Annotated in this window: 5 protein-coding genes; all 5 read left to right on the plus strand. The window is 73.9% G+C overall.

Features of this window, described 5'->3' with window-relative positions; translation table 11 throughout:
• Positions 1-270: SDR family oxidoreductase (locus tag ACGFI8_RS47840; RefSeq protein WP_392815758.1), on the plus strand; the 270-nt coding region annotated here is incomplete at its 5' end.
• 10 nt (positions 271-280) lie between these two features.
• Positions 281-1,246, plus strand: coding sequence for a Gfo/Idh/MocA family protein (locus ACGFI8_RS47845; RefSeq protein ID WP_392815761.1), 966 nt, complete (start codon positions 281-283; stop codon positions 1,244-1,246).
• Complete coding sequence (locus ACGFI8_RS47850) at positions 1,243-2,328, plus strand: amidohydrolase family protein (RefSeq protein ID WP_392815764.1); 1,086 nt, start codon at positions 1,243-1,245, stop codon at positions 2,326-2,328. Before ACGFI8_RS47845 ends, ACGFI8_RS47850 begins: the two co-directional genes overlap by 4 nt.
• A 15-nt stretch (positions 2,329-2,343) precedes the next feature.
• The gene (locus ACGFI8_RS47855) at positions 2,344-3,504 is read left to right on the plus strand and encodes an aminotransferase class V-fold PLP-dependent enzyme (RefSeq protein WP_392815766.1); all 1,161 of its coding nucleotides are present in this window, start codon (positions 2,344-2,346) and stop codon (positions 3,502-3,504) included.
• The gene (locus tag ACGFI8_RS47860; protein ID WP_392815769.1) at positions 3,501-4,340 is read left to right on the plus strand and encodes a hypothetical protein; all 840 of its coding nucleotides are present in this window, start codon (positions 3,501-3,503) and stop codon (positions 4,338-4,340) included. The genes ACGFI8_RS47855 and ACGFI8_RS47860 overlap by 4 nt, the downstream gene beginning before the upstream one ends.
• The last annotated feature ends 1 nt before the right edge of the window (position 4,341 follow it).

Genomic DNA, 4,341 nt, shown 5'->3' on the forward strand with positions numbered 1-4,341 from the left:
ATGGAGGTCGCCGCCAGCGGCGTGCGGGTCAACACCGTCTCCCCCGGACCGACGGACACCCAGATGATGCGCCAACTCGCCAGCGACCATGCCACAGTCGACGACCTGGCCGAGGGCAGCCTCCTGGCATTCCGCCCCCGCATTCCCGCCGGCCGGGTCGCCCGCGGCCCGGACATCGCCGCCGTGGTCCGCTTCCTACTCTCCCCGGACAGCTCCCACATCCTGCTGGGCGACATCGTCGTCGACGGCGGCGAACTGCTGGGCATGTGAGGGGCGGGTCGTGATCAGACTTGGCATCGTCGGCGCCGGGATCATGGGCGCCAAGGTGGCGCAGACGGTCGGCCGGCTGCCCGGGGTGAGGCTCACCGCCGTGGCCGACCCGGTGCGCGAGCGGGCCGGCGCGCTGGCCTCCCGGTACGGCGGGACCGCGTTCGACGGCTATCCGGAGTTGCTCGGCTCCGGGTCGGTCGACGCGGTGTACCTGGGGCTGCCGCACGAAGGGCACGTCGACGCCTGCGTGCACGCGTCCGGGCAGGGCGTCCACGTCCTGATCGACAAGCCGCTGTGCAACAGCGTCGAGGAGGCGGACCGGATCATCGCGGCTCGGGACGCCTCAGGCACGGTGCTGATGGTCGGTTTCAGCTACCGGTTCCGGGCCGAGTGGCTCGCGGCCCGGCGGCTGGTCGCCGACGGGGTGATCGGAGAGCCGGTGTCCGTCACCGACGTGATCGCCGAGGCGACGCCGAACACGCCACCCTGGTACTGGGATGCCGGCCGTGGCGGCGGGGTCCTGCAGCTGCAGTCGCACCACTGCTTCGACCGGCTGCCCTGGCTGGTCGGCGAGCCGCTGGCCGAGCTGACCTGCCGGACCGCGGGCCTGGTCGGGGAGGCCGAGTCGGCGGCCACCATCACCGGGACGTTCGCGTCGGGTGCGGTCGCCGGGATCGCGCTGTCGTTCGGCCGCACGCACGAGGCGGAGGCCCGGTCGCTGACCGTCGTGCAGGGCAGCGCCGGGCAGCTGCGGATCGAGCAGGGCGGCGTGCTCGGCGTGCGGTCGGCGACGGTGGAGCGGACCGAGTCGTACGCCGGCGACGACTGGCTGCACCGGCAGCTGTCGGCGTTCGTCGCGTCGTGCGAGGGGTCGGCGCCGGTCGACCCGACGGCCGAGGACGGACGGCGGGCCATGGTCTGCGCCGCCGCGGCGGCGGCGTCGGCCCGCACCGGCGAGCCGGTGAGCGTCTCATGACGACGTTCGTTTTGCGTGGTGGTCTGGTCTGTGACCCGGAGGCCGGTTCTCTGGCCCCGGGCGACGTCGTCGTGCGGGACGGGCGGATCGCCGCGCCCGCAACGGCGGGTGCGGCGGACCGGATCGTGGACGTGTCCGGGCTAGTGGTCACGCCGGGGCTGGTCGACCTGCACACGCACGTGTTCGTCGGCCAGGACCTCGGCGTCGATCCGGACGTCGTCGGCCCGCCCAGCGGGGTGACGACCATGGTCGACACCGGCAGCGCCGGCGCGCACCTGTTCGGGGCCTTCATCCGCGGTACCGTCGAACAGGCCCGCACCCGGATCGCGGCGTTCATCAACATCTCCAGCGTCGGTACCACGAGCATCCTGCTCTCCGGTGAGCTGAAGACTCTCGCCTACGTCGACCCCGCCAGCTGCCGCGCGGCGATCGACGCCCACCGGGACCGGATCGTGGGCGTGAAGGTGCGGGCGTCGGCCGACGTGGCCGGGGACAACGGCGTGGTGGCCCTGGACCGCGCCCGCGAGGTCGCCGACGCCGAAGGGCTGCCGTTGATGGTCCACCTGGGGCCTCCGCCGGCGTCCCTGGCCGACATCCTGGCCCGGCTCGGGCCGGGCGACATTCTCACCCACTGCTTCACCGGCCTGTCCGGGACGCCGTTCACCGAGCACGGCCGGGTGGTCGACCTGGTCGCCGAGGCCCGGCAGCGCGGCGTGGTCTTCGACGTCGGGCACGGCATGTGCGGGTTCGACCCGGAGCAGGCCCGGGCGGCGGTGGCGGCCGGGTTCCTGCCCGACACGATCAGCTCCGACCTGCACACCTACTCCCGGGACATCGTCGGGAGCCTGCCGGACGTGATGGCGAAGTTCCTCGCGCTCGGCGTCGCCCTGCCCGACGTGGTCCGCCGCACGACGATCGTGCCCGCCCGGGTCGCCGGGCTGGACGGCGCCGGCGTGGGGAGCCTGCGTCCCGGGGCACCGGCGGACCTCGCGGTACTGCGGGTGACCGACGGCCCGTCCCCCACCGTCTCGGCCGAGCTGACCGTCCGGGGCGGCGAGATCGTGCACACCGCTTCGAGCTGAAGGGCACCGACACGTATGGACATCTACGCGGACTTGGGCATCCGGACCATCATCAACGCGGTCGGGCCGGCCACCCGGCTGGGCGGCCTGCCGCTGTCCGACGAGGTCGTCGAGGCCATGCGCGCAGCGGGCACACGCAACGTGCGCATGGACGAGCTGCAGGAGGCGGCCGGCGCCGAGATCGCCGCGCTGCTCGGCGCGCCGGCCGCCTACGTCACCAGCGGCGCGGCGGCGGCGTTGAGCCTGGCCACCGCCGTCTGCCTGGCCGGCGACCGGCCCGCGGCGATCGACGTACTGCCGCAGGTGTCCGGGCCACGCCGCCGGGTCATCGTCCAGCGGGCGCACCGGGACCCGTACGACCACGCGCTGACAGCGGTCGGCGCGGAACTGGTGGAGATCGGCTATCCGGGCTCCACCCGCCCCGACGAACTGCTGCGCGAGCTCGACGAGCGGGCCGCGCTGGTGCTGTGGCGGCCCGGGCGGGGCGGCGACCACCTCAGCGTGGCCGAGGTGTCGCAGCTGGCGCACCGGGCCGGGGTGCCGGTCCTCGTGGACGCCGCGATGGACGTGCCGCCCCTAAAGCGGCTCGCGGCCCTGTTCGACGGCGGCGCCGACCTGGTCGCGATCAGCAGCGGCAAGGCGTTCCGCGGCCCGCACACCGCCGGGATCCTCTGCGGCCGGGCGGACCTGGTCGCCGCGGTCGCGCTGCACCACCAGGACATGGACATCCGACCCCGGACCTGGCAGCGCTCGGAGGTGACCGGCGCCGACCCGGTCCGCGGCCGGCACGGCATCGGCCGGGGCATGAAGGTAGGCCGCGAACAGATCGCCGGCCTGCTGGTCGCGCTGCGGGCCTTCGTCCGCGACCCCGGCGCCCACCACCGGCACGGGGAGCGGGAACTGGCCGACATCCGCGCCGCGCTGGAGACGGACGTGCGGTGCACGGTCCGCGACGCCTACGAGCACCACCTGGACGTGCCGGTACTCGAGATCGACCTGTCCCCGTCCGGCCGCACAGCCGATGACGTGGTGCGCGAGCTGGACCGGGGCGCGCCGCGAATCCACGTGGCCGAGGACCTCGCCTGGCGCGACGTGCTCGTGGTCAACCCGATGGGGCTACGCGACGGCGACGGGGCCGCGCTGGCGAAACGGCTGATCGAGGTCCTCGACCGATGACCGGCCGCCCGTACACGCTCGCGGCGACCCCGGTGGCCCGGCTGCCGATCCCGGGCTGGGAGGCGTTCTTCGGCCGCAACGACAACGAGTTCCACGACCTGTGGTTCTACGTCTGGCTGGTCAGCGACGGCGAGCGGACCGGGCTGATCGACCTGGGCCTGCCGCTGGACGATGCCGACCGCTCGGCGCTCGAGGCCGCCAACCAGGCCCTCGACCCGCGGTGCCGGTTCCACGACGTGCGGCTGTTGCCCGAGGCGCTGGACCGGCTCGGGGTCCGCGGCGAGGACATCGACTTCGTGCTGCTCACCCAGACGATCACGTACCACACCGGGGGCCTCGTGCCGCAGCTGCTGCCGCGGGCCACGGTCTACGCCTCGTACGCCGGCGTGCGGGAGATGCTCTGCGCGCCGCCGGGGCACCCGCCCGCCGAGTTCTACTTCACCAGCGGCTCCTGGTCGTTCCTGCGGGAGCTGGCGGTCGCCGGGCGGCTCGTGCTGGCCGACGGGCCGGTCACCGTGGCGCCCGGGCTGGAGTTCGAGACGACCGGCGGCCATCATCCCGGGTCGGCCGGTGTCCGGGTCCGCTGCGCCAACGGCGTGGTGGGCCTGCTGGAGACGGCGTTCTTCGATCGCAACATCGCCGAGGAGCTCCCGATCGGCATCGCCGAGGACGCCGCCGCGTGCCGCCGGGCCATCAAGCATTATCGACGTGTGTGTGATGAGGTGGTGGCGTTGCACGACCCGGGCAACGCGGCGCGCTTCCCGAGTGAACCTGGGCGGGACAGCCGGTCAAACCCCAGTACGCAAGGAGCCCAGCGTCATGACCGCCACCCGTAAC

It is taken from the genome of Dactylosporangium sp. NPDC048998 (genome assembly GCF_043197855.1).
In the GTDB taxonomy this organism is placed as follows: Bacteria; Actinomycetota; Actinomycetes; order Mycobacteriales; family Micromonosporaceae; genus Dactylosporangium.

Bases quoted from the DNA above. Each gene is read 5' to 3' on its own strand.
- ACGFI8_RS47850 (WP_392815764.1), top strand. From the start codon at position 1,243: ATGACGACGTTCGTTTTGCGTGGTGGTCTGGTCTGTGACCCGGAGGCC.
- ACGFI8_RS47855 (WP_392815766.1), top strand. From the start codon at position 2,344: ATGGACATCTACGCGGACTTGGGCATCCGGACCATCATCAACGCGGTC.
- ACGFI8_RS47860 (WP_392815769.1), top strand. From the start codon at position 3,501: ATGACCGGCCGCCCGTACACGCTCGCGGCGACCCCGGTGGCCCGGCTG.